This is a genomic window from Pantoea sp. Taur (genome assembly GCF_009830025.1).
In the GTDB taxonomy this organism is placed as follows: domain Bacteria; phylum Pseudomonadota; class Gammaproteobacteria; order Enterobacterales; family Enterobacteriaceae; genus Pantoea; species Pantoea communis.
Window position 1 is genome coordinate 211421 of sequence record NZ_SZZZ01000002.1, and the last position, 22328, is coordinate 233748.

The 22328-nt window shown below is 53.5% G+C and carries 16 protein-coding genes; 4 read left to right on the forward strand and 12 right to left on the reverse strand.

Features of this window, described 5'->3' with window-relative positions:
- Positions 1–8 precede the first annotated feature (8 nt).
- Together FD744_RS03370 and FD744_RS03375 are read left to right on the forward strand one after the other, a co-directional pair.
- The gene (locus tag FD744_RS03370) at positions 9–1124 is read left to right on the forward strand and encodes a beta-propeller fold lactonase family protein (protein WP_160867315.1); all 1116 of its coding nucleotides are present in this window, start codon (positions 9–11) and stop codon (positions 1122–1124) included.
- Between the two features lie 349 nt (positions 1125–1473).
- Positions 1474–3573 (forward strand): FUSC family protein, encoded by a 2100-nt coding sequence (locus FD744_RS03375; RefSeq protein WP_160867316.1) that lies wholly within the window; start codon positions 1474–1476, stop codon positions 3571–3573.
- Here FD744_RS03375 and FD744_RS03380 read toward each other — a convergent pair.
- On the reverse strand, positions 3570–8159 hold the full coding sequence (locus tag FD744_RS03380) for an ATP-dependent helicase (protein WP_160867317.1): 4590 nt from the start codon (positions 8157–8159) through the stop codon (positions 3570–3572). The two genes, FD744_RS03375 and FD744_RS03380, sit on opposite strands and share 4 nt — an antisense overlap.
- A 113-nt stretch (positions 8160–8272) precedes the next feature.
- Here FD744_RS03380 and FD744_RS03385 point away from each other — a divergent pair, with 113 nt between their 5' ends.
- The gene (locus FD744_RS03385; protein WP_160867318.1) at positions 8273–8824 is read left to right on the forward strand and encodes a YbhB/YbcL family Raf kinase inhibitor-like protein; all 552 of its coding nucleotides are present in this window, start codon (positions 8273–8275) and stop codon (positions 8822–8824) included.
- Positions 8825–8860: 36 nt separating this feature from the next.
- Here FD744_RS03385 and FD744_RS03390 read toward each other — a convergent pair whose 3' ends face one another.
- Together FD744_RS03390 and FD744_RS03395 are read right to left on the reverse strand one after the other, a co-directional pair.
- Positions 8861–10291: a cytosine permease gene (locus FD744_RS03390; protein ID WP_160867319.1), complete on the reverse strand. Its 1431-nt coding sequence runs from the start codon at positions 10289–10291 to the stop codon at positions 8861–8863.
- A 209-nt stretch (positions 10292–10500) separates the two neighbouring features.
- Positions 10501–10776 carry a VF530 family DNA-binding protein gene (locus FD744_RS03395; protein ID WP_160867320.1) on the reverse strand — a complete coding sequence of 92 codons (276 nt, stop codon included), beginning with the start codon at positions 10774–10776 and terminating at the stop codon, positions 10501–10503.
- Positions 10777–10885: 109 nt separating this feature from the next.
- On the opposite strand from FD744_RS03395, the gene FD744_RS03400 reads away from it, so the two are divergent.
- Complete coding sequence (locus tag FD744_RS03400; RefSeq protein WP_034823530.1) at positions 10886–11194, forward strand: hypothetical protein; 309 nt, start codon at positions 10886–10888, stop codon at positions 11192–11194.
- Positions 11195–11197: 3 nt separating this feature from the next.
- On the opposite strand, the gene FD744_RS03405 is transcribed toward FD744_RS03400, so the two are convergent.
- The 9 genes from FD744_RS03405 to FD744_RS03445 all read right to left on the reverse strand — a co-directional run bounded on the left by FD744_RS03405 (position 11198) and on the right by FD744_RS03445 (position 22325).
- Positions 11198–11857, reverse strand: a complete 660-nt coding sequence (locus FD744_RS03405; RefSeq protein WP_058960547.1) for a DUF1345 domain-containing protein — start codon at positions 11855–11857, stop codon at positions 11198–11200.
- 773 nt (positions 11858–12630) lie between these two features.
- Entirely contained in the window at positions 12631–12801 is a 171-nt protein-coding gene (locus tag FD744_RS03410; RefSeq protein WP_072050617.1) for a YlcI/YnfO family protein, read from the reverse strand.
- A gap of 110 nt (positions 12802–12911) precedes the next feature.
- On the reverse strand, positions 12912–14558 hold the full coding sequence (gene cydC / locus FD744_RS03415) for a thiol reductant ABC exporter subunit CydC (protein WP_160867321.1): 1647 nt from the start codon (positions 14556–14558) through the stop codon (positions 12912–12914).
- Positions 14555–16315, reverse strand: a complete 1761-nt coding sequence (cydD, locus tag FD744_RS03420) for a thiol reductant ABC exporter subunit CydD (RefSeq protein WP_237449326.1) — start codon at positions 16313–16315, stop codon at positions 14555–14557. The genes cydC and cydD overlap by 4 nt, the downstream gene beginning before the upstream one ends.
- A 6-nt stretch (positions 16316–16321) precedes the next feature.
- Positions 16322–17371: a cytochrome d ubiquinol oxidase subunit II gene (locus FD744_RS03425; RefSeq protein ID WP_034823522.1), complete on the reverse strand. Its 1050-nt coding sequence runs from the start codon at positions 17369–17371 to the stop codon at positions 16322–16324.
- Between the two features lie 15 nt (positions 17372–17386).
- The gene (locus FD744_RS03430; RefSeq protein WP_160832922.1) at positions 17387–18829 is read right to left on the reverse strand and encodes a cytochrome ubiquinol oxidase subunit I; all 1443 of its coding nucleotides are present in this window, start codon (positions 18827–18829) and stop codon (positions 17387–17389) included.
- 972 nt (positions 18830–19801) lie between these two features.
- Positions 19802–20872 carry a 4-oxalomesaconate tautomerase gene (locus FD744_RS03435; RefSeq protein ID WP_160867322.1) on the reverse strand — a complete coding sequence of 357 codons (1071 nt, stop codon included), beginning with the start codon at positions 20870–20872 and terminating at the stop codon, positions 19802–19804.
- Positions 20869–21591 (reverse strand): 4-carboxy-4-hydroxy-2-oxoadipate aldolase/oxaloacetate decarboxylase, encoded by a 723-nt coding sequence (locus FD744_RS03440; RefSeq protein ID WP_160832924.1) that lies wholly within the window; start codon positions 21589–21591, stop codon positions 20869–20871. Before FD744_RS03440 ends, FD744_RS03435 begins: the two co-directional genes overlap by 4 nt.
- Entirely contained in the window at positions 21588–22325 is a 738-nt protein-coding gene (locus tag FD744_RS03445) for a PIG-L deacetylase family protein (RefSeq protein WP_034823513.1), read from the reverse strand. Before FD744_RS03445 ends, FD744_RS03440 begins: the two co-directional genes overlap by 4 nt.
- Positions 22326–22328: the final 3 nt, after the last annotated feature.

Here is a 22328-nt window from a genome sequence, read left to right on the forward strand (position 1 = left end):
GACATTAAATGAAGAAAACCTTTCAGATAGCCACATTACTTACGGCGATGGCGCTCAGCGCACCATTGCTGGCAAAAACTTTTGTTTACGTCTCAGAAGCGGATGATGGCACCATCGCGCGCTACGTACTGGATGAACAATCCGGCGCATTGCAACTGCTAGGTCGCACTCAGGCAGGCGGAAAAGTGATGCCGCTGGCATTGAGTGCCGACCACCAGCATTTATACGCGGCCATTCGCAGTAAACCACTGCAACTGCTGAGCTGGCACATCGATCGCGCGACGGGCGACCTTAATCAGAGGACTGCAGTGCCTGCCACGGCCAGTTATCCTTATATCAGCACCGATAAACAGGGGCGATTCCTGCTGGGCGCCTCCTACGATGGCGATGTGGTGCATGTTTATCGGCTAGCCAAGGATGGCAAGGTGATAGCACCGCCGGTTGGCAGCTACAAGACTGGCCATGCGGCACATTCGGTAATCGTTGATGATGCCGGTAAAACCGCCTACGTCGGCAATCTCGGCACTGACCGCGTATTACAGTTGAAGCTGAGCGAGGAGGGTGAGCTAAGCGCGCTGGGCAACGGTTATGTCAAAACCGCCGACGAAAATGGCCCGCGTCATTCGGTGTTATCACCGGATCAACGCTTTCTGTATAACGTCGGTGAGATGGGCGGCATCATCACCCAGTTCCTCCGTGAACCAAGCGGCGAACTGGTCAAAGTTAGCGAAACCCCCAACGCCGTAGCCACAGAGTATAAGTTGCAACATGGACGTGAGCGACCGGCAGGTTACAGCGATACCACGCCACGCATCTGGTCAGCCGATATTCATCTGACGCCAAACGGTCATTTCCTGTATGTGACCGAACGCACCAGCAGCACGGTGAGCGGATACCGCGTTGATCAACACAGTGGCAAACTGACACTGATAGGTAGTTGGCCGGTAGAAAAGCAGCCGCGCAGTATTGCCATAACACCGGACGGCAAATGGCTGATCGCCAGTGGTGAAAAAAGCGCGGTGACAGGAAGCTACGCCATTGATGCGCAAAGTGGATCGTTAAAGCTTGTGAGTGAAGCACCGGCTGGTAAAGATGCGAACTGGGTAATGGTGCTAAGTGACTAAGTTCGCCCTTGCGATGATCTGGCGCAATTCTCTGCGCCAGATTGCGCGAAATGTTTTTATGGAGCCGTTGTAATCATTGAGGTTATTTAGAAAAGTGTGATCCAGAACACATTTATGCAACTGATGACAGGTTGTGAAGCAATAGGCTTATAAATCAGAGAGATTCTGTAAATAGAAGCTGAATTTGCATTTGGTCCATTACTAACCCTTAATAATTATCCTGATATTGATTGCCTGCCAATATCACCAAATTTGATGCTGTAACAATCTGACATATTTATCGCCGTGAGTAGATTGAATATTCTGGCAGGATACGCCGCACTTAGCGCCGTCTGGTCTCAATACTGTCATGCAGTGGTTTTCAAAAAACGCCGTTTTTTTTGCTGTTAAAACCTGTCTGGCTGCCTTTTTGGCATTGTACTTTTCACTGGAACTCAACCTGGATAAACCCGCCTGGGCCATTACCACGGTATTCATTGCTTCCCAGCTTTACTCTGCTTCCACCATTTCAAAATCACTGTTTCGCATGCTCGGCACCTTGCTGGGCGGCGTGTTTATTTTCTTTGTTTTTCCCGTCACCGTTGAACACCCCTTATTTTTTAGCTTCATTATCTCACTGTGGGTGAGTGTGTGCCTGTACCTTTCCCTGCACGATCGCACGCCGAAAAGCTATGTATTCATGCTGGCAGGCTATAGCGCCGCTATCATGGGTTTTCCTGAGGTGATGACGCCGTTGTCGATCACCAATACCGTGTTATCCCGTATTGAAGAGATCGCTGTAGGCACTGTGTGTAGCAGCCTGGTACATGCGCTATTGTTTCCGGTCTCGATGCGTAGTTTGCTGGAACAGAGTGTCAGCCAGTGGTATTTGAATGCGCGCAAACTTTGCCACGATTTGCTGTCAGGCATCTCCGGAGATAAATCTCCCGAGCGCGATGAAATTCTGACGCGTATGGCGACCAATCCACAGCAAGTGGAAATCTTGATTACGCACTGCGTTTACGAGGGCGATGCCGCGCGACGTTTGATTCGTCTGGTCAGCGTGCAGTATCAACATCTCTCGTATTTGATCCCCACGCTCACTGCGATTGAACTACGCCTGCAGCGATTATCGGCATTGCAGATTACCTTCCCGGACAACGTCGCGGTAGCATTCCGCCTGTTTTTGCATTGGCTCAACGATGGCGAAGCCGTGGGCGAAACCAGCGGTATCCAGCTGGAATTAAGCCGTTGTCAGAATGATATCAATCAGTCCTGGCGTAACGGGGAGTTACCGATTGAGCACTGCCTGCTGTTTACCGGTTTGCTGGAGCGCATGGCGGACTTTGTGCGGATTGCAGGCGCTTATCAAAGCGTCGGCGGGTTGGTCAGCGATCTCTCGGGTGACACCACACCCGCACGCGGTAAACGCACTCATCGTTTCTATGACAAAGGGCTGATCAGGCTTTCTGCTTTAACCGCCTTTTGCGCGATTTTTGGCTCCTGTTTGTTGTGGATCGGCACGGGGTGGCACGATGGTGCCTCAGCACCGGTGATGGCTGCCATCCTTAGTTCGCTTTTTGCCAGTATGGATACGCCACTGACTTCGATGAAATTGTTTGTGCGCGGTGTGATTGTGGCCATCTTTATCAGCGTGATTTATGTGGCGTTGCTGTTGCCGCAGGCCACCTCATTTGAAGCGTTGATTATTTGTCTGGTGCCGGGCTTGCTGATACTCGGCCTGATGATTGCACGCCCCTCAACCAATATGATTGGCATCAGCGTGGCTATCCAGATTCCTGGCTTTATCGGTTTGGGCCATCATCTGAAACCCGATTTGGTACTGCTCATTAACAACGCCATTGCATCACTAACGGGCGTACTTTTTGCCGTGATAGCCACCGTGCTGATGCGTAACAAACGTCCTTCATGGACAGCACGGCGCGCGGTTCGTCAGGGTTTACGTGAGCTATTACGCTTTATCAAAGAACTTGAACGTACCGGTTCATCGCTGCTGGGCAGACAGCGTTTTATCAGTTTGATGCTGGATAAGGTCAACGTGGTACTGCCGCGTTTACGACTCGATCCACAACCGGATATGTCAACCGCCGGGATGTTACTGACGGAAGTGTGGCTGGGCGTGAACAGTTTTGATTACTACGCCCGCCATAAAGATCTGCTGGCAAAACATCAGCTGGACAGTGGACAGATGTTTCATGAGCTTGCCTTGTTCCTGAAACGGCGTCTGAAATCGCTGCAAACACGACCGCACCAGGATTTGCTGGACGAACTCGACTGGCTGTTGCTGCTGCTGGAGCGGCTGGCAAAGCAGGATGACGGGTTACTCACACCGCTGTTTCATCTGTTTAGCATTCGTCTTTACCTGTTTCCTGAGCAAGCGTGGCCCATTGCCACGCCGCGCCAGTTGGAAAGAATGCAACTGCAGGATTATCGTCAGCGCGCTTATTAACCGTACCAACTGTAACCTTTGGGGAGACGTGAGAAACCCGCCTCTTTCAACGCTGCGAGCAGGCTGGATTGTCCGACGGGTTGATCGTTAATCCGTTCCAGCGTGAAATTAAGATGCTTTTCGCGGCTTAACGCCTGGCCCAGCGCAACCAGTGCGGCATGAAGATCTTCGTCGCTGTCCTGCGCATTAAAAGTCATCAACTCTTTGCCGCCGGGTGGCAGGTAAAGCAGGACACGACCACTGGCGATGACCGTAAAAGCACCCGCGCGGCGCGTGGGTTTGGCTCCTGTGAGGCTGAGCGGCCATGGTAGTGTTAAACCGAAGGGGTTCGCGGGGTCAACTGCGGATAATACGACAGGGGGATGTCGCACTGACTTGCCAGCGTCGAGTTGACGCAGACGATCGATAGCAGGGTTATCGGCAAACTGTGCCGCGCCCATGCCTGCAATAAAACGCCCACGCAACAGTCGCCCGGCATCTTCCATCCCGCGCAACACCGGTTGCAACGCCGGAAAGCCGCCGGGTATCTGCTCGGCGATAGCGGCACCACGCGTGATGACACCAAATCGATCCAGCATATTTTCTGCCAGTGCCAGCGCACGTTCGGTGTCAGCAATCGGCTGGCGGGGGATCAACGACCAGCGACCAGCCATAGCGTGAAGTGAGAGTCGTGATTCGACCGGGCGACTGGCGCTAAAACTGGATCGACTGTGCCGTCCGTGACGTGCACGAACAGGGCGCGGTTTGGGCGTGCTGGCAATCTGGCTGAGATTACGCAGTGCCGACCAGGTATCGATAGTGAGGACGCCGCGCCAGACTAGTTGCCAAAGAGCCTGATAAACCTCCGTCGGATCGATTATTTCTCCGTTGTCCCGGATTTCGGTTATGCGCGGGATCAGTTGTTTGACGAACCAACCCGCGCCATCCTGCATCAACGCCAGTAAAGATGACTCAATGGGTGACAATGTCACTTTGTTATCCAGTGCAGGCAAGGTTTCGCTGGCGAATTCACTTAAATGCAGGGAAACCAAGCCGTCCTGCATGTTTGATGAGGGATGACCGACCCAAATGACCTCTCCCGATGAGAGCAATTCATCCAGCATGGCTGGCTGATAATCCCGAATGCGTGCAGGGAAGATTTGCGATTCCCACAGTGATACCGGCAGCACCACGCCTGCCAGTTGTTCAACGACTCTCATTACGCCATTCAGACCGGAGAAAGCGCCTTGTGGCTGTCGGGCGTTCGCATCACTCAACAGCCCCTGACGCTCAAGCAGAAACGCCACGTATGCGGCTGCTGCAACGGGTTGAGTGGCGTCGCGCGCGGATTGTAACGATCGCACACGTAAGCGGCGAAACACGCTTTCTGCTGCCCACTGCGTGGACTCATCAGATCCTGAAGCGAGAAAGACGCCTTTAAGTAACTTATTTTGCTGGCGAAGCTGATCCAAAGCTTCATCCACAACGGCGCGACCGAGGCCAAAGCGTTGAGCCACCTGCAAACTGGTAAACACGGCGTGGGTGCGGGCGTAGCGCCCTAATAGATCCTGCAATGGGCGGACGACCGGTTCGAGCAGTGCAGCCGGGAGGCCTGTCGGTAACACGCAACCCAGCGCATCGTGCAGACGTACCGCATCTTCAGCCACTGCCCAGCGTGCGATACCCGCGATTTTCACACTGACGATCCGCTGCGCCTGTTGCAGCGCGTGTAAGCCGGGCTCAAGGGGCTCATCGCCATTGAAGCGTGCAACAAGTTCTTCGGTTGATAACGGACCCAGTTCGCGCAGCATATCCACCAGAGCCTCAATAGTGCGCGCCTGATACTCTGCCACGCAGCGCTGTAACTCCTGTTCAACCCGTGCAATCACGGCGGGTTCCAGTAACTCACGCATCTCCGCCTGACCCAGGAGATCACTCAGCAGATTGCTGTCGAGCGCCAGCATTGAAGCGCGTCGTTCAGCCTGCGGTGCATCACTGGCATACATGAACTCGGCGACGTAGCCAAACAGCAGCGGTGCGGCAAACGGCGAGGGCGTTTCGGTGGTGACTTCTGTCAACCGCACATCACCCTGATGTAATCGCGCCATCAGGTGATGCAGCGCGGGTAGGTCGTATACATCCTGCAAACATTCGCGTGCCGTCTCAATCAGGATCGGGAAGTCTGTAAACTGACGCGCCACTTCCAGCAACTGGCTCGCGCGTAAACGTTGTTGCCAGAGAGGAGAACGTTTGCCGGGATTGCGGCGTGGCAATAGCAGGGCACGGGCAGCACATTCGCGAAAACGAGCGGCGAACAGCGCCGAATGCCCGACTGATGCCATGACGATACGTTGTAGTTCATCAGGTTCGAATAAAAAGAGCTCGGCACCCGGCACCCGACCGTCACTATCGGGGAAGCGTGCCACGATACCGTCGTCGCTGGCGACCACAGCCGGATCGATCCCCATGATGCGGCCAATGCGTTCTGCCACCGCCAGCGCCCAGGGCGCGTGCACGCGTTGACCATAAGGGGAGTGCAGGATCACGCGCCAGTCGCCGGTTTCATCCCGACAACGCTCAATCAACAAGCTGCGGTCGGTAGGCAACTCGCCAGTTGCCTGAATTTGTTCGGCGATCAGGCTGTTAATATTGTGTCGGGCATTGGCGTCAAGACTGTCGCCGGGTAGTGACGTTTCACTATGGGCCTGTCGTAAATAACCACCAATTGCTTCACCCAGTGTCGCTGAACGGCCGAGACTGTCGCCATGCCAGAAGGGCAAACGTGCTGAACGGCCCGGTGCAGGCACCACCACCACCTGATCGTGGGTGATTTGTTGAATGCGCCATGATGTTGCGCCCAGGGTAATGATGTCGTTAATCCGCGACTCATAAACCATCTCCTCATCCAGTTCCCCGACGCGTCGTGCGCCCGTCTGTTCTTCACCTTCGGGCAGCATAACGCTGAACATCCCGCGATCCGGGATGGTGCCACCGCTGGTGACAGCCAGATGCTGTGCGCCGGGTCGGCCGGTAAGCGTATTGTTCTGCCTATCCCATATCACGCGTGGACGTAAGTTGGCGAACTCTTCTGAAGGATAGCGACCGGCTAACATATTCAATACGGCGTCAAATGCGTGACGTGGTAACGTTTTAAACGGTTCTGCACGCCGTACCAGCTCAAACCAGCTGTCGATTTCCAGCGTGTCCATTGAGGCGGCGGCGACCGTGTGCTGAGCCAGCAGGTCCAGCGGATTGTGTGGCAGGGTAATCGCATCGAGTTCACCCGCCAACATCGACTCAACAATGACAGCCGCATCCACCAAATCGCGTCGGGTGCGCGGCCAGATGATGCCTTTTGGCGTACCGCCGACCTGATGACCCGCGCGCCCGACGCGCTGGAGCGCACTGGCAACCGAAGGGGGCGCACCCACCTGAATCACCAGATCGATATCGCCCATATCAATACCCAGCTCCAGGCTTGATGTGGCGACCACGCAACGCAGCTCGCCCGCTTTGAGCGCGTTTTCAATTTCAAGCCGTTGTTCTTTAGAAACAGAACCGTGGTGGGAGCGAGCCAATAAGTCATTCGCTGTGACGGCGCGTTTCTCTGTACCGCCGGTAAAGGAACCGTAGGCAAAGGATTCTTCTGGCGCAGTGGGCTTTTCTCCGAGGCGACGCGTGTAGAGCTCATTCAGCCTCGCGGTAAGTTTTTCAGCCAACCCACGGGAATTGGTAAACACCAAAGTGGCGCGATGGCGTAACACCTCATCCAGAATCCCGGCTTCAATGTGTGGCCAGATGGATCCTGCGGACAGTGTGGCATCCTGCACAGAACGGCTATCGGGGCGCTGCTGAATATCCGTCATATCTTCAACAGGCACCCGGATGGTTAATGCTAATGGGCGCTGTGCGGCCGGATTCACGATCAGCGTTTCGCGACCCCCACCTAGAAACTGTGCGACGGCCTCAGGCGGTTTTACCGTGGCGGAGAGGCCGATACGCTGCGCAGGGTGCGTTAGCAGCGTATCCAGCCGTTCAAGGCTGAGCGCCAGATGCGCGCCGCGTTTGCTGCCCGCGATGGCATGTACTTCATCAACAATCACCGTAGAGATGCCACGCAGCGTGTCGCGGGCTTTTGATGTCAGCATCAGAAATAAAGATTCGGGCGTGGTGATCAAAATATCCGGTGGGCGACGCTGTAATTTTGCCCGCTCGCTGCTGAGCGTATCGCCCGATCGCATGCCCACCTCCAGGGTGATCTCTGCTTCACCGCGTTTGCGCCGCTCTTCAGCCACCCCCGCTAAAGGCCGCTGCAGATTGCGCTGAACATCCGCCGCCAGCGCTTTCACCGGAGAGAGGTAAAGAATGCGTGTTCTGTGACTTCGTTCGGGGAGATCTTCGGCGCTGCGTTCACGAAACAGGGCATCAATCGCATAGAGAAATGCCGCCAGCGTTTTACCAGAACCGGTGGGCGCAATCACCAAACAGTTCTTACCGCTCGAAATGGCCTGCCAGGCTTCATGTTGTGCGGGCGTCGCCGCTTTAAAGGTGTCGCGAAACCATTGCTGCGTGGCGGCGGTAAACAACGCGAGTGAAGAGGCTGGCATCCGATGCTCCTGGGGTTTCAAAGAGGACTTTCAGCAGTGTAGCCTGCAGCATGATTGTGAGCAGGTTATATACTTGATGTTTTGGCTGATTTTTTCATCAACAGGAGTGAGAAATGATGATGTTCAAACGCGCACTATTATTGGCGCTGCTTCCGGGAAGCGTGCTGGCTGCCCCGATATTTACGCTGCAATCATCGGATTTTAACGACAGTGCCATGCTGGATAAAACCTTTGCAGGCAACAACAAAAGTAACCCGTCATGCACTGGCGACAATGTGTCGCCGGCTTTGAGTTGGTCGAATGCACCCGCCGGCACCCGCAGCTTTGCGCTGATGCTGACCGATCCCGTGGGAGGAAAAGGCTTAGGCGTGACACATATGGTGGCCTATAACATCGCGGCGGATCGCACGCAGTTTGCGCAGGGCGAATTAAGTAAAGGCGAAGGATACACTGGAGGTAAGAATTCGCCGGGCACCACAAGTTATTACGGTCCATGCCCGCCGGTGGGAAGTGGCATACATCATTATAACTTCGTAATGGTGGCGACAGATTTGCCGGTAAATCAATTACCTGGCGGACTGACACATGATGAGTTGATCGCCAAATTGAAAGGCCATACCTTGGGGGCTGCCACCATTGTGGGGCGATTTACCAACGATAAGTAAGTCATACGGCCGCCTGAACAGGCGGCCGTGACAACGTCACTCTACAGGATAGATAGAATCTGCCAACGTGCCCCGACGATCCAGTCTGCGTGCGGCTAACCACAGCAATGCGGTGACAAACCAGCCAATAATCCACGACACATCATTGCCTGCAAATATCCAGGTCAATGAGCCATGGTGCAGCGGATTATCAATAAACGGCAGTTGCACCATCACACCCAGGAAATAGACCACAATTCCTGCCCAGTTCCAGCGTCCATAACGACCATCAGGCTGTGAGAGTGCCGGAATATCCACGCGCCCTTTGGTGATGAGATAAAAATCGGTAAGGCTGATTGCGCTCCACGGAACAAAGAAGGCCAGCAGGAACAACAGGAAATGGGTAAACGACTTGAGGAAGGCCGGTTCACTGATCAGGGCGATGATGCAGGCGATCGTGACCATCAACACCACAAACAGAACCCGACCACAACGGCTGAGGGAAGTTTGCTGCCGGAAGCCTGACACGATGGTGGTGAGTGACATAAAGCTGCCGTAAGCATTCAGGGTAGTGAAGGTAATCTTGCCAAAACAGATAGCAAAGTAGATCACCATTGCCATGGTCGCGCTACTGCCCAGACCCACGATATATCCCACTTCATTGCCGGAAAATGCTTTTCCGGCAATCGCCGCCACAATCACGCCCAACGTCATGGAGGCTTGTGTGCCTAAAACGGTGCCGAAAAACACCGAACTGAACAGCTTTTTCGCCGAGACGTTAGCCGGCAGGTAGCGTGAATAATCAGATACATACGGGCAAAAGGCTATCTGCCAGGAGGATGAGAGTGAAACGGCCAGCAGGAAGTTGGCAATGGTGAAGTGCTGATTCTGCCACACGGCCGACAAATCATGCGTGGAAAGCAGGGTGATGAACAGATAAGCGAAGGCCAGCACACCGATCACACTCGCCACTTTACCCAGCTTGTGAATCACCCGATAACCGAGCACCGCAATCACCACAATGATGGCGCTGAACAGGATCATACCCGTCGCGTTGCTCACATTAATCAGCTTTGCCAGTGCCTGACCGGCCAGCACGGTGCCACTTGCCGAAAATCCAACATACATAATGCATACCAGCAGCAGCGGGATCACCGCACCAAACACGCCAAACTGCATGCGACTGGTGATCATCTGCGGTAAGCCAAGACGTGGGCCCTGAATGGCATGCAACGACATGATGGCGGCACCAATAATCTGGCCCACTAACAGGCCCACAAGCGACCACACCACATCGCCGCCCAGCACCACGGCGAGCGCACCGGTGACAATGGCGGTGATTTGCAGATTACCGCCGAACCAGAGTGTGAACTGGCTAAAAGGGTGGCCATGGCGTTCGCGGAGCGGAATGTAATCGATGGAGCGGGTTTCAGACAGGCGCTGGTTTTCTCTGCCTGAATAATCGGCTGCAGGTGATTCGGCTGACATAGTTTCCTCGCTGAAACAATGAACGCAGTGCGTTATGTTATTTTTGTTTATCAGTTGTGTTTGCAATAGGCGATACATGTATATACATGTATCGATATTGTCACGCGAGAAAAGAAGTTACAAGGCAGCCTGTCATTGGAAAATGTGATGACGCTGGCAAGGTTGTCATCAAAAGGAAAGGGGGAAGAGAGGGTAAGCCGCTGTGATTATTAGTGGCCCTGGGTCCAGGGATTAAAATTGCTGTCAGCTGAATCTTGTTTGTCGGGTTCATCCAGAGAATCCAGGTACAGCGCTTCCACTTCAGCACGCGCCCATGGAGTGCGACGCAGGAATTTGAGGCTGGATTTTACGCTGGGATCGTTTTTAAAGCAGTTAATATTGATGAGTTTACTGAGTTCAACCCAGCCATAACGCACCACTAACGCATTAACAATCATTTCCAGCGTCACGCCGTGCATGGGATCTTTAGAAGAGTGAGGGGTCATATTACGTCCTAATTTGCAGGCGGATGATTGGCGGGCAAGATTACAAGAAAGCCGTGCCAGCAGCAATGGTGTAGACTTGAGCTTAGCCATTTACTGAGGAAATAACGCGATGAGCGATAAGAAAATGATTTCAATCGACCAGTTCAATGAAGCTGAGCGAAGTGAAGTGGATGAAATCTTCAAAGGGTTAATGGAAAAACATCGCCAGCGCAGTGGTAAAGAGCCTGATGCGAAAAAAGAGAAAGAATATACCGCAGATGCGCGTCAGCAAGTCATGACCAGCAAGCTAGCCAAAGAAAAAGCCAAAGCAGACAAAGCAAAGAAAACACCTGCGCGCCGCAAGAAACCTGAAGCGCAATCTGCCAGCGAAGTCAGTGACTTCAACTGGTCTGCCTCAATTAATAAAGGACGTCGTTAAGCGTTAACTCAGCAATCCGGCGCCCACATTCACCGACAATCCCAGAATGGCCAGATTGAAAATAAACGAGATCACCGATTGCAGCAGCGCCAGCTTGCGCATTTCGGTTGTGCCGGTTGCCACATCAGCGGTCTGCGATGCAACCGCGATGGTGAATGAGAAGTAGAGGAAATCCCAGTAAGCCGGTTCGTCCGGTTTTTCCGGGAAGATCATGGGGGTGACATCCTGAGTGCGATGCAAATAGTGTTGATGCGCATAATGCATGGCAAACGAACTTGGCAGTAATGCCCATGAGACAATCAATGTCATGGCCGTCAGCAGCAGATGTAACACGCGTGGTGTGCCGGTGAGATGTTTGAGCGCCGGCAGTTCGCTCATGATTGCCACGATGCTGATCATGCAGGCCACAATGACCATACCCAAAACTAACGCAGCGCTCTGATCTTGCATCTGAGCGATACGTTTGATCTCGCCAGCATCGGTACGCAGCATGCGAAACCAGATAAACCACAGATAAAGCCATGCCAGCACATTCCAGCCAATCAGCACGCGTTGCAGTTCTCCCAGTTTTGCAGGCAGTAAGAAATAGCAGACGACCCCGGCAACAATCGATATCAACAGACGTAGCCGCGCGAACAGATGTGTGGTGAGCGAAAAGGGCATGATGTTTTTTTTGCTGGGGTTTGAATCAGTTAACTGTAGTTGATGGCAGGAAAAACGCCTGAGATAGCGGTTAAGAATCATATCGGGATTTGAATGATTGTCGGTTTAGGACACTGGCTGAACGCTGCATTCTCTGACGTCGCTACGTGAATTCTGAGATTTTGTGTGAGGGATTATTGCCAAAGATTGGCGTAGCGACGCCTTAATTTGGCGGCATTTTAAACGTTTAATGAAGGGTGTATTGATAACTTAGCCATGTTTATCAGGATGAGAGTGAAGATAACTCTACATTGAAGATCAAATACAGGGTGCCTTCATGTGTACTTGTCTCATGCGAGCGAGCAGTTTTCATGAGTTAAGCGGCATGGCCCATGATGAGCCATTTACGATATAAACGGCTGAGCAGAGTGGAGGGTTCGATGACAAGTCAGGAACGGAAGTCGTTTACGTCAGCATGGGGCGCTGGCCATTCACAGCAATGCAATCAAATATCAGTAGGAGATAGCCCAGTTCAGTCTGGCGTGCGCAACCCGGCACCTAATTTAACATAATATACATTACCCGTACTTTTATTATCTGGCTAAGTTAAAGTGACCTCCTGGGAAATGCGTGCGTTTTGCTGAGCTGGATGTGCTCTATAGCGTTCCACTAATGCGACGCTTTCTGGCATTGGACACTGGCCTGAAATGAAAATTTGAAGAGTCAAATCAGATGAGGTTTCCCGTCCGTAACACGTCAGCGATGATGACCTGCCACCGACGGGAAATGATGAATTACTTCTTTCCGTTGCCGGCTTCCCGCGCTTTCAGACGACAGGCTTCGACAACCCAGGCTGAGAAGTTTTGAATGTTTTCGCTCTTCATACTCTCTTCGATTTGATCAATCAGCAGATGTGGAAAACGAATATGTTTTCGTCGGGTTTTGGAGTTTGTCATTTTATCCATGGTGATCCCTGGTCAGTTGTCTCACAAGTTTATTTTTGTATTGATTAAGCATCTGCTCAGATTGCCCCTAAGCAGATGTAAATAAACCAAAAAACAGATCCCTGCTCTTGTTATTGTTTATCGAGCAGTAACCGACTGTCCGCGAGGGAAAGTGGCTGGATCTGATGGGTCACCAGCAGCGTGGTTTTACCCTTAATGAGTTCTTTCAAGCAGTTAAGTACTAATTCGGTATTTACTGCGTCTAGCCCTTCAGTGGGCTCGTCCAGCAACACGATCGGCGCATGGGAAAGAAACGCGCGAGCAATCCCAATCCTGCGGGCCTGACCACCAGACAGACGCCCTCCTAACTCTCCCACCAGGGTGTCGAGCCCCAGCGGAAATGCGCGGACTTCGTCGTCTAAAGCGGCGCGCGCCAGTGCATCCCATAAAGCCTCGTCATCCGCATCCGGTGCAACCAGGCGCAGGTTGTCTCGAATCGATGCGTTGAAGAGATAGGTTTTCTGGCCAACCACCGAGATCATCTGACGCAGTGTATCTTCAGAAAGCGCCCTGACCGGACGACCGCCGATAGACACATCCCCTGCTGTCGTTTCCCAAAATCCTTGCACCAGATTCAGTGCGGTGGTTTTACCTGCTCCGCTGGGACCTAAAATCGCCAGACAATGGCCGACCGGCACGGTAAAGCTCAGCTTATCCAGTACATTGGGCGCGTCAGGCGTGTAACGCATTGTCACGGCCGAAAATGACAATTCGCTGCTCTCCGGCATCGCGCTGGTTTCAGGCAGGACAATCGCCGGTGTTAGCTCCGTCATGGAGAACAGACGGCGTGCCGCTGCGCGCGTAGTGCCAAGGGCGGCAAAGGCAGCGGGCAACCCAGCCACCGCTTCAGTACTCGCCAGGATGGTGAACAGCAACATCACGATTTCACTGGCAGTAATACCGGTTGCGTGCCCAGTGTTGAAGAGCAGGATAAAGGCGAAAAATAACCCGAGCTGTCCCATTAAGGCGCAGATCGCCCCGCCGCTGGCGCTGATCCAGGCTTGCCGACGCTGTGCGCTGATCAGTTGCTGAGAAAGCTGGCGCAGATGATCGGTTTGATGACTAACGGCTCCGACCATCTGTAACTCTGCTAATCCACGCACCAAATCGGTGGATGCAGCCTGAACGGATGAGCGCACGGTAGCGATCTGGTTGCCACAGGCTTGCGTCAGTGAGGCCACAATCCACGGCACGACCACGCCCGCAAGTATCAGCACCACCGCATCAATCAAGGCCACTGAAGGTGAGAACCAGCAAATTCCTGCCAAAATGATGAGCGACGAGATCAGCCCTGCAATGGCCGGCGTCAGAATACGCAGATAGAAATTGTCGAGGCTATCTATATCAGCGCGAAAACGCGCCAGCACATCCCCATCGCGAAAATCCTGCAGTCGCGCAGGCGCAAGATGGGCTAACTGCTGATAGAACCAGACACGTAAAACCGACAACAAGCGCAAGGTTGCATCGTGCGTCACTAATCTTTCCAGATAACGCGCGAAAGTACGCAACACCGCGAGGCCACGAATCGCCGCAGCCGGAGTGAAAAACTCCAGTGCCAGTGAGCCCACGCCAGCCAGCGCCATGGACGTAATAAACCAGCCTGATAAGGCGAGCAGCGCTACGTTGGAGAGAATCACAATCACGGAGAGCAAAATCCCCACCGCCATGCGAAAACGCCATGGACGCGCCAGGCGCAAGAGATGGCAAAGATCCTTCATGCGAGATCTCCTTTTTGCAGGCGCTCGAGTTCAGCGAAGACGCCAGCCTGATCGCGCAATGCTTGCGGCGTCCCAGCTTCAACCACCCGCCCTTTCTCCAGCACGATAACGCGGTCGGCCGTGGCAGCGATTTCCGTATCGTGGGTGATGATCAAGCGTGCGCTATCCGGTAATGCATCACCCAAGGCGGCAATCATCTGCTGTGCCGTCTGGCGATCCAGCGCGACCGTAGGTTCATCAAGTATCACCACCGGTGGCGAAATCAATACGGCGCGGGCCATTGCAATACGCTGAATCTGCCCACCGGACAGCCCTTTTCCACCATCACCCAGGCGGTAATCATATTGCGCCGGCAACGAATGGATAAAAGTGTCAGCCTGAGCCAGCTGTGCCGCTGCTTCAACCTCTGCCTGGCTGATACCCGAACGCGACAACAGAATATTTTCCGCAATCGAACCGGCAAACATAGTGGGTCGCTGCGGGAGCCAACCAATCTGTTGCTGCCATGCAGGAAGATCTAATGAAGAAAGATCCTTGCCATCAATGACGATGCGTCCTGAGTTCGGCGCGATAAAGCCCAGTAGCATTCGCGATAAGGTGGTTTTACCGGCACCGCTGGTGCCGACGATCGCCAGTGTTTCCCCGCTACGCAAAGTAAAGGAAACATCGGTAACGCCGCCGCCCTCCGCATACTGATAGCTCACCCCTTCAAGACTGATTTCACGCGGTTTCACCGGGAGCGCGTCATTACCCTGTGACGATTCCGGCGCTTCAGCATTCAGGATCGCCAGTAGACCTTCCGTCGCGCCAATTGCATCCATTCGGGCATGATAGTGCGTGCCCAAATCGCGCAGCGGACGGAAAAATTCCGGTGCCAGCAACAAGGCAAACAGCCCCGGCAGGAAGCCCATTTCGCCATAGAACAGACGGAATCCAACATACACCGCCACCATCGCGGTGCTGATGGTGGCAAAAAATTCCAGCACCAATGATGAAAGGAATGCCAGCCGCAACACCTTCATGGTGGTCTGACGATAGCTGTCCGAGATCGCTGCGATGATGTTCGCTTGTCGGCGTGCAGCATGGGTCTGGCGTAACGTTGTCAGGCCAGCAATCACATCAAAGAAGTGCGCACTCATCAGGCTGAGTTTGTGCCACTGCTTGAGGCTCATTTTCTCCGCGCCCTTTCCTACCACGATCATGAACAACGGCACCAGTGGCGCGGTGATCAACATGATCAAGCCAGAAACCCAGTCAAAAGGAAAAAGCGCCACCAGAATGGCAAGCGGCACAATGCCGATGATGATTTTTTGCGGAAGAAAACCGGAAAAATAAGCTTCGATAGCTTCGACGCCTTCGCCAAGTGAGCTGGCGATACTGCCCGTACGTTGATGCTGGCTCCAGGCGGGACCCAGTGTGGCGATGCGGTCTAACAACATCCCGCGCAATCCCTGGCGAATACGTGCGGAGGCTTCAAACGCAAAACCCTGGCGCAGGATATCGATACCCGCGCGCAGCAACATCACAACCGGCAGCAATAAGAGATAAGGCAATAGCGCGGTGAAGGTTTTACCACCGAGGACGGCGTTGCTGATAAGCCAGGCTAACAGCCAACACTGTGCAATCATCAGTATGGCATTGAGCGCCGCCATACTGATCGACAGTGAAAATAAACCGCCCGCCTGGCGACGCAGGCTCGAAAGCCAACGCTCCGCCAGGCGGGCTGCCATTCCACTTGGAGGGGAACTAGCAGACATGATGTCTTAGTGTCCCCCGTGACCAACCAGCTTGGAGATACGGCCGCGGAATACCCAGATCTGATACCAGTTGTACATCAGCATTACCGGAACAAAACCGCCCATGGTCATGGTGAAGGTAATCAGCGAAACCTGAGGGCTCGCGCCCGCCCAGATGGTCCAGGTGCCTGGCACAATCCATGGGAACATGGTCAGTAACATACCGAAGCCCAGAATAAATGCCGCGCCATTGAACCACATCACCGCTGCAAAATCTTTGTCCTTCAGGGTGTCACGACGCACCTGATCAATACACACCAGAGCGATTAAGCCAAACAGGCCCCAGATCCAGAAATGCGGACCAAACCATTTCGCACGTGCCCAGTCGAAGATCACCGCACTCCACACCCAGGTAATCACCACGGCAGCGATAGCTAACCAGAAGATCACCGCCGTCCAACGTGCTGCATCCTGACGAATCGGTTCATTTTTCTCGAAGCGAGCACGTACGAACAGCACGCCTGCCAGCGTCATTGCCACGCAGGAAGCCACGCCGGTCCAGATGGAGAACGCTGAAATAAAGTTAAATGCGCCGCCCACATAGGTTGGAACCCCTTGAGCTGGCGAATCCATCTGGAAACCTTGCAGCAACGCGCCAACGCTCATCCCACCAAAGAAAGTCACCGCGAGACTGGCGACACCGAAGATGCCGTCAGAAAACTTCTGCCAGAATGGCGAGGCCAGATGACGAAACTCCAGTGCCACCGCGCGGGACATAATGCCCCACAACACCAGCGCCATTGGCACCATCAGGTAGCTAAATGCCGAACCGTACACAAACGGGAAGGTGCCGAACATAATACCACCGGCGACGATCAGCCAGGTTTCGTTGGCATCCCAGGTGCCAGCCATTGCCGACATGATCGCGCCACGTTCATCATGGTCGCGAACGAAGAGCGAGAAGATCCCCGCCCCCAGGTCGGCGCCATCCAGCGCGATATATAAAAGAACACTGATACCAAATGCTAACCACCAGGCGATGATCAGGAAGTGCTGAGTCGAATTAAGCATGTCCATGGATTTATTCTCCCATCAAACCGGACGGATATATTCAGGATGGTCAGCATGACCACTGGCAGGCATTTCAAGGTGACCCAAATGCTCATGCCCCTCGCCCGGGATTTTGCTGGTCAAATCAGGACCAATACGCACCACTTTCGCCAGGAACCAAATGGTGCCCGCGACCACTGCCGTCTCAAAGATGGCAAAGCCCACCAGCCAGAAGATTGCCAGACCCAGGGTCATTGGACTCATACCGTCTTCGGTGCGCATCAGGCCATAAACGATCCACGGCTGACGGCCAATTTCGCGCGTCCACCAGCCCGCAATCACTGCGATATAAGGCAGGATCACCATAATAACGGCCAGCGCCAGGAACAGCTTATTGCGCGGAGCCAGCTCAGCGGTCATGCGACGACGTGCAATCAGCCAGACGCCCCATAGGCTAACCAGCAGCATGGCACCCGCAGCACCTGACATGGCGCGGAAAGCGTAGAACGGCAATACTACAGGCGGTTGCTGATCTTTCGGGAAGCTGTTCAGGCCCGTTACCGTACCGTTCCAGGTTTTGGTTTCAATCAGGCTTAAACCGTGCGGGATATCGATAGACCATGCGAGGCCCGTGCCTTCTTTATTTGGCCAACCCAGGATGTGCCAGGCACTGTTGACGTTACCCGCAGAATCATAGGTATCGTAGTGCCCTTCCATCGCTGCCAGCGCCGCCGGTTTATGTTCCAGCGTGGCTTCACCCAGCACGTCACCCATATAGATCTGAACGGCGGCGACCACGGCCAGCGCCATCAATGAATACTTCAGCGGCTTCAGGAACAGATCAACATGACGCTGTTTCAGCACATACCAGGCGCAGGTCGCCACCACGAAGCAGAGCGAGAGCTCGAAGCTTGCCAGCAGCATGTGCGGAAAAGCACTGCGCGCATTCGGATTAAACAGCGCGGCCAGCCAGTCAGTTACGATGAAAATACCGTTATGCAGTTCAACACCGGTTGGCGTTTGCATCCAGGAGTTAGCCACCAGGATCCACATCGCAGAAAGCGTAGAAGAGAGCGCCACGTTAAAGGTCGCAAACAGGTGCATCCCTTTGCTGATCTTGCCCCAGCCAAAAATCATCAGTCCGATAAAGCCGGCTTCGTACATAAAGGCGGTGATGGTCTCATAGCCGAGCACCTGACCAAAGAACGGCCCGGCAGCCTGCGAGAAGCGACCATAAAGAATACCAAAGGCCATTTCCATGGTGACACCGGTTGCCACGCCAGCACCGAAGTTAACGATAAACAGCTTTTCAAAGAAGCGACACAGGCGATACCACTGCTCATCTTGCTTCCTGACCCACATCAGTTCAGAGATGAACAACAGTGCAGCCAGTCCAATGGTTAGCGGGGGAAAAATGATGTGAATGGATGAAATTAGCGCGAAGTCAATACGCGTGATCAGCGATGTAAGATCGTTACTTAGCATGACTATCTTCTTTTTTTGAGTGACCGAATTAGTTAACGGCAATCCAGCGCCGTTTCACATGTTATGAAGTGAGATGAAGCAAGCTCTTGCATAACAAGTTGAAATCGGTGCCGCACTGTCGTCTTTCTCTTAACTACGAGCAACAACCACAGTTTAATTTCCAGACAGGTGACGTCTGGGAAATAGGATATTCACTTCGGCGTTCGTTCCGGAGAAAGAACGGGAAAATAAATCATGATTGTTAACGAAATGTCAGTCGATAACACTTGCAGGCGTAGGTATCGACACGGCTCGTAATAAGAATTTTTCTGTAAATTATTCTATATTTTCGTTTACACAAAGGCATCCAAATTAAAGGGGTAACTTGTAACAAAAAGAAAAAATTCGCTGTATAAATGAATGATTTTCATGTGAATTAAATGTAATGAGAGCGTTAACTTATGAGGAATCCTTGATTTTAATCAACTTAATTCAAGGTTTTAGCGTAATTTTGAGCGTTAATTATGATGCGCTGAAGAGTGAAAGAATCGGCGTGCAGCCCGTAATGATGCGATTATCTTATTATTTAGCAGAGTTACAATTACCGTAGACATACGCTCAACATCAATAATACGGAATTTTAACAAGCATTGAGTTATTGTATTTTAATAACAGCCGGAGTGATTTAATTTAACAAACCAAAAACAATTATCACTTTCAGAACACTTAATTCCTGCGCCATTAAATCTTTAAAAACCTCGCTATTAAATATACTGACTCGTAACATTAAAGACACACCGTGCGCACACTTGTCACATTAATAATGAATCAGGCGACATTTATTTAAGGCAAATAAGGAGTCTGGCCAGGCAGTGTGAGTAGGAGCACGCAGTCACGCGTGGAAACGAAGATTTTGCAGAGCGAATGAAGAATGCCGACAACCCATAAGGTTGTCAGCACAGGAGAACGTCAGCGTGCAGGGTAATTCGTGTTTTAGTGTGATCCTGGAATGGCGACCCGCCCGTCGAATAACAAACGTGCCGTACGTATCAGGCCGCTTTGCGTCACCTTCCCTGCCTCATCACGGGTCAGCATCACGCTAAACTCGCCGCTGGGATGCTCTACCGCCAGACGCTGCTGCCTGGCATCGGTAATCTGCGCGATGCCCTGCGTCACGGAACCGGGGATCAGGCAGGCTGTAGCCACACTCACCGCGCCCAGTACGCCAATAGAAGCATGACAGCGATGGGGAATAAATGTCCGCGTGGATAGCGCACCGCCATTAGCGGGCGGCGCAATCAGGGTCATTTTCGGCACGGTTCGTTTGGTCACATCTCCAAGGTTCATCAGCGGACCTGCTTGTAAGCGGATGGACTCCAGACGCGCTTTTAACCCGGCATTACTCTCCAGCTGTTCACGGGTTTCCTGTCCAGTGCATCCCACATCCTCAGCACGCAGGATCACCACGGGCATACCGTTATCGATGCAGGTCACCTCAATCCCGTCAAACCGATTACGCGCCTCTCCGGTCGGCAACAGCATTCCGCAGCTGGAGCCTGCAATATCCTCGAATTGCAAAATTTGCTCTGCGCCAAAACCGGGCACGCCGTCTATCTGGGTCTCGCCCTGATATTCCACCGCGCCATCGGGCGTGGCAAGTTGCGCCACTGCGATTTGCCCGGTGTTGACCATAAAGATGCGCACGCGCGTGATGTCGCCCTGTGCCCTTATCAGGCCCTTCTCAATGGCAAAAGGCGCCACGGCGGCGAGGATATTGCCGCAGTTCTGTCCATAATCGACTACTGCTTGATCCACGTTAACCTGTGCAAACAGGTAATCGATATCCGCATCAGGCCGCGTGGAGGGAGAAATTATCGCCACTTTACTGGTCAGCGGATCAGCCCCACCGATGCCATCAATTTGACGGGGATCGGGTGAACCCATGACGGCCAGCAACACGCGGTCTCGTTGCGGACCCGCTTCTGGCAGATCGCTGGCCAGGAAACAGGCGGCTTTGGAGGTGCCGCCTCGCATTAAGACACAGGGTATCAGCATCTGTTTCATAGCGAACTCTTTTGCAGGGCATCCAGAGAATCCACGTAGCGCAATCCCTTTTCCGCTAACGCGCCACGCATCTGATAAATATCCAGCCCCAGTTCCCCCGCAGCCAGTCTTACTCGTTTACTCTCCTCATTGGCGACCCGCTGCTGGGTGGTCTCGGCGATATTTTTCGCATCCGCTCGCGGCACAATCACTACGCCATCATCATCGGCAACCACGATATCGCCAGGAAGAACCAGCTGACCGGCACAGAGGATTGGCACATTCACCGACCCCAGCGTGGCTTTAACGGTTCCCTGCGCGAATACCGCGCGCGACCAGACCGGGAAACCCATCTCACGCAGGGTCTGGCTGTCACGGATACCGATATCGCCCACCAGCGCCACTACGCCACGCGCCTTTAATGAAGTGGCCAGCAGATCACCGAAGAAGCCGTCATGGCAATCCGAGGTCGGTGACACCAGCAGCACATCGCCCGGCTGACACTGTTCGACTGCAACATGAAACATCCAGTTATCACCGGGAGAAACCAGCACCGTGACCGCACTGCCGGCTATCGCGACACCCTGCTGGATTGGTCGTATCCGCACATCGAGCAGACCTTGCCGCTGTTGCGCTTCGTGGACGGTCGCCACTCCGGCACGGGAAAATTGTGCAATCAGAGCGGAATCGGCCCGCTCAATTTGCGTAACCACGATGCCTTTCTGGTTAACCCCGCTCATGAAAGATCCTCCGTCACCCGTGGGAACAGACTCTGATAGCCTTCGCCGTGGGTGATGACGCGCGTGGAAGTAATCCCAGTATTACGTTTGGCCTGTACGCCGCGCTGGAGCGCCACGCGCGTGTAGTATTCCCACAGGTGTTCCTGCCCGGCCATGCACTGAATCGCCTGATATTTCTTTTCCCAAACCGAGGTGATATCCAGCAGCACATCCGGTTTCCACAGGCATTGTTCAGGCTGATGCGGTTCAAAACAGTAAACCGGCGGTGCACCGATAATCGGTTCTCCCGGACGATATCCTTCTGCCTGTGCAATGATGCGTGCTTCCTGGGTGAGATTCGCCGCCAGGGGATGATCGTAGTTGTAAGGATCGGCAATCGAGTGCGTCAGCACAAAGTGAGGCTGCACGCGGCGAAACACATCGGCGAGGCGAAACAGCGTTTCCTTATCCGCGCGAAGGGGATAATCGCCGAGATCGAAGAACTCAATGCTGGCACCTAACACATCCGCGGCCCGTTCGGCCTCGGCCTGTCGATGCTGCTTGACGGTCTGCTCGGTCATATTGCCTTTGCGCCATAGTTTTGCCGACTCTCCGCGCTCCCCGTAAGAGAGGCAGACGACGTGCACGTCATAGCCGCTCGCACTGTGCAACGCGATGGCCCCGCCTGCGCGCCAGACAAAGTCAGCGGAATGGGCACTGACCACCAAGGCACTCTTTTTCACTGCGTTTTCCATTAT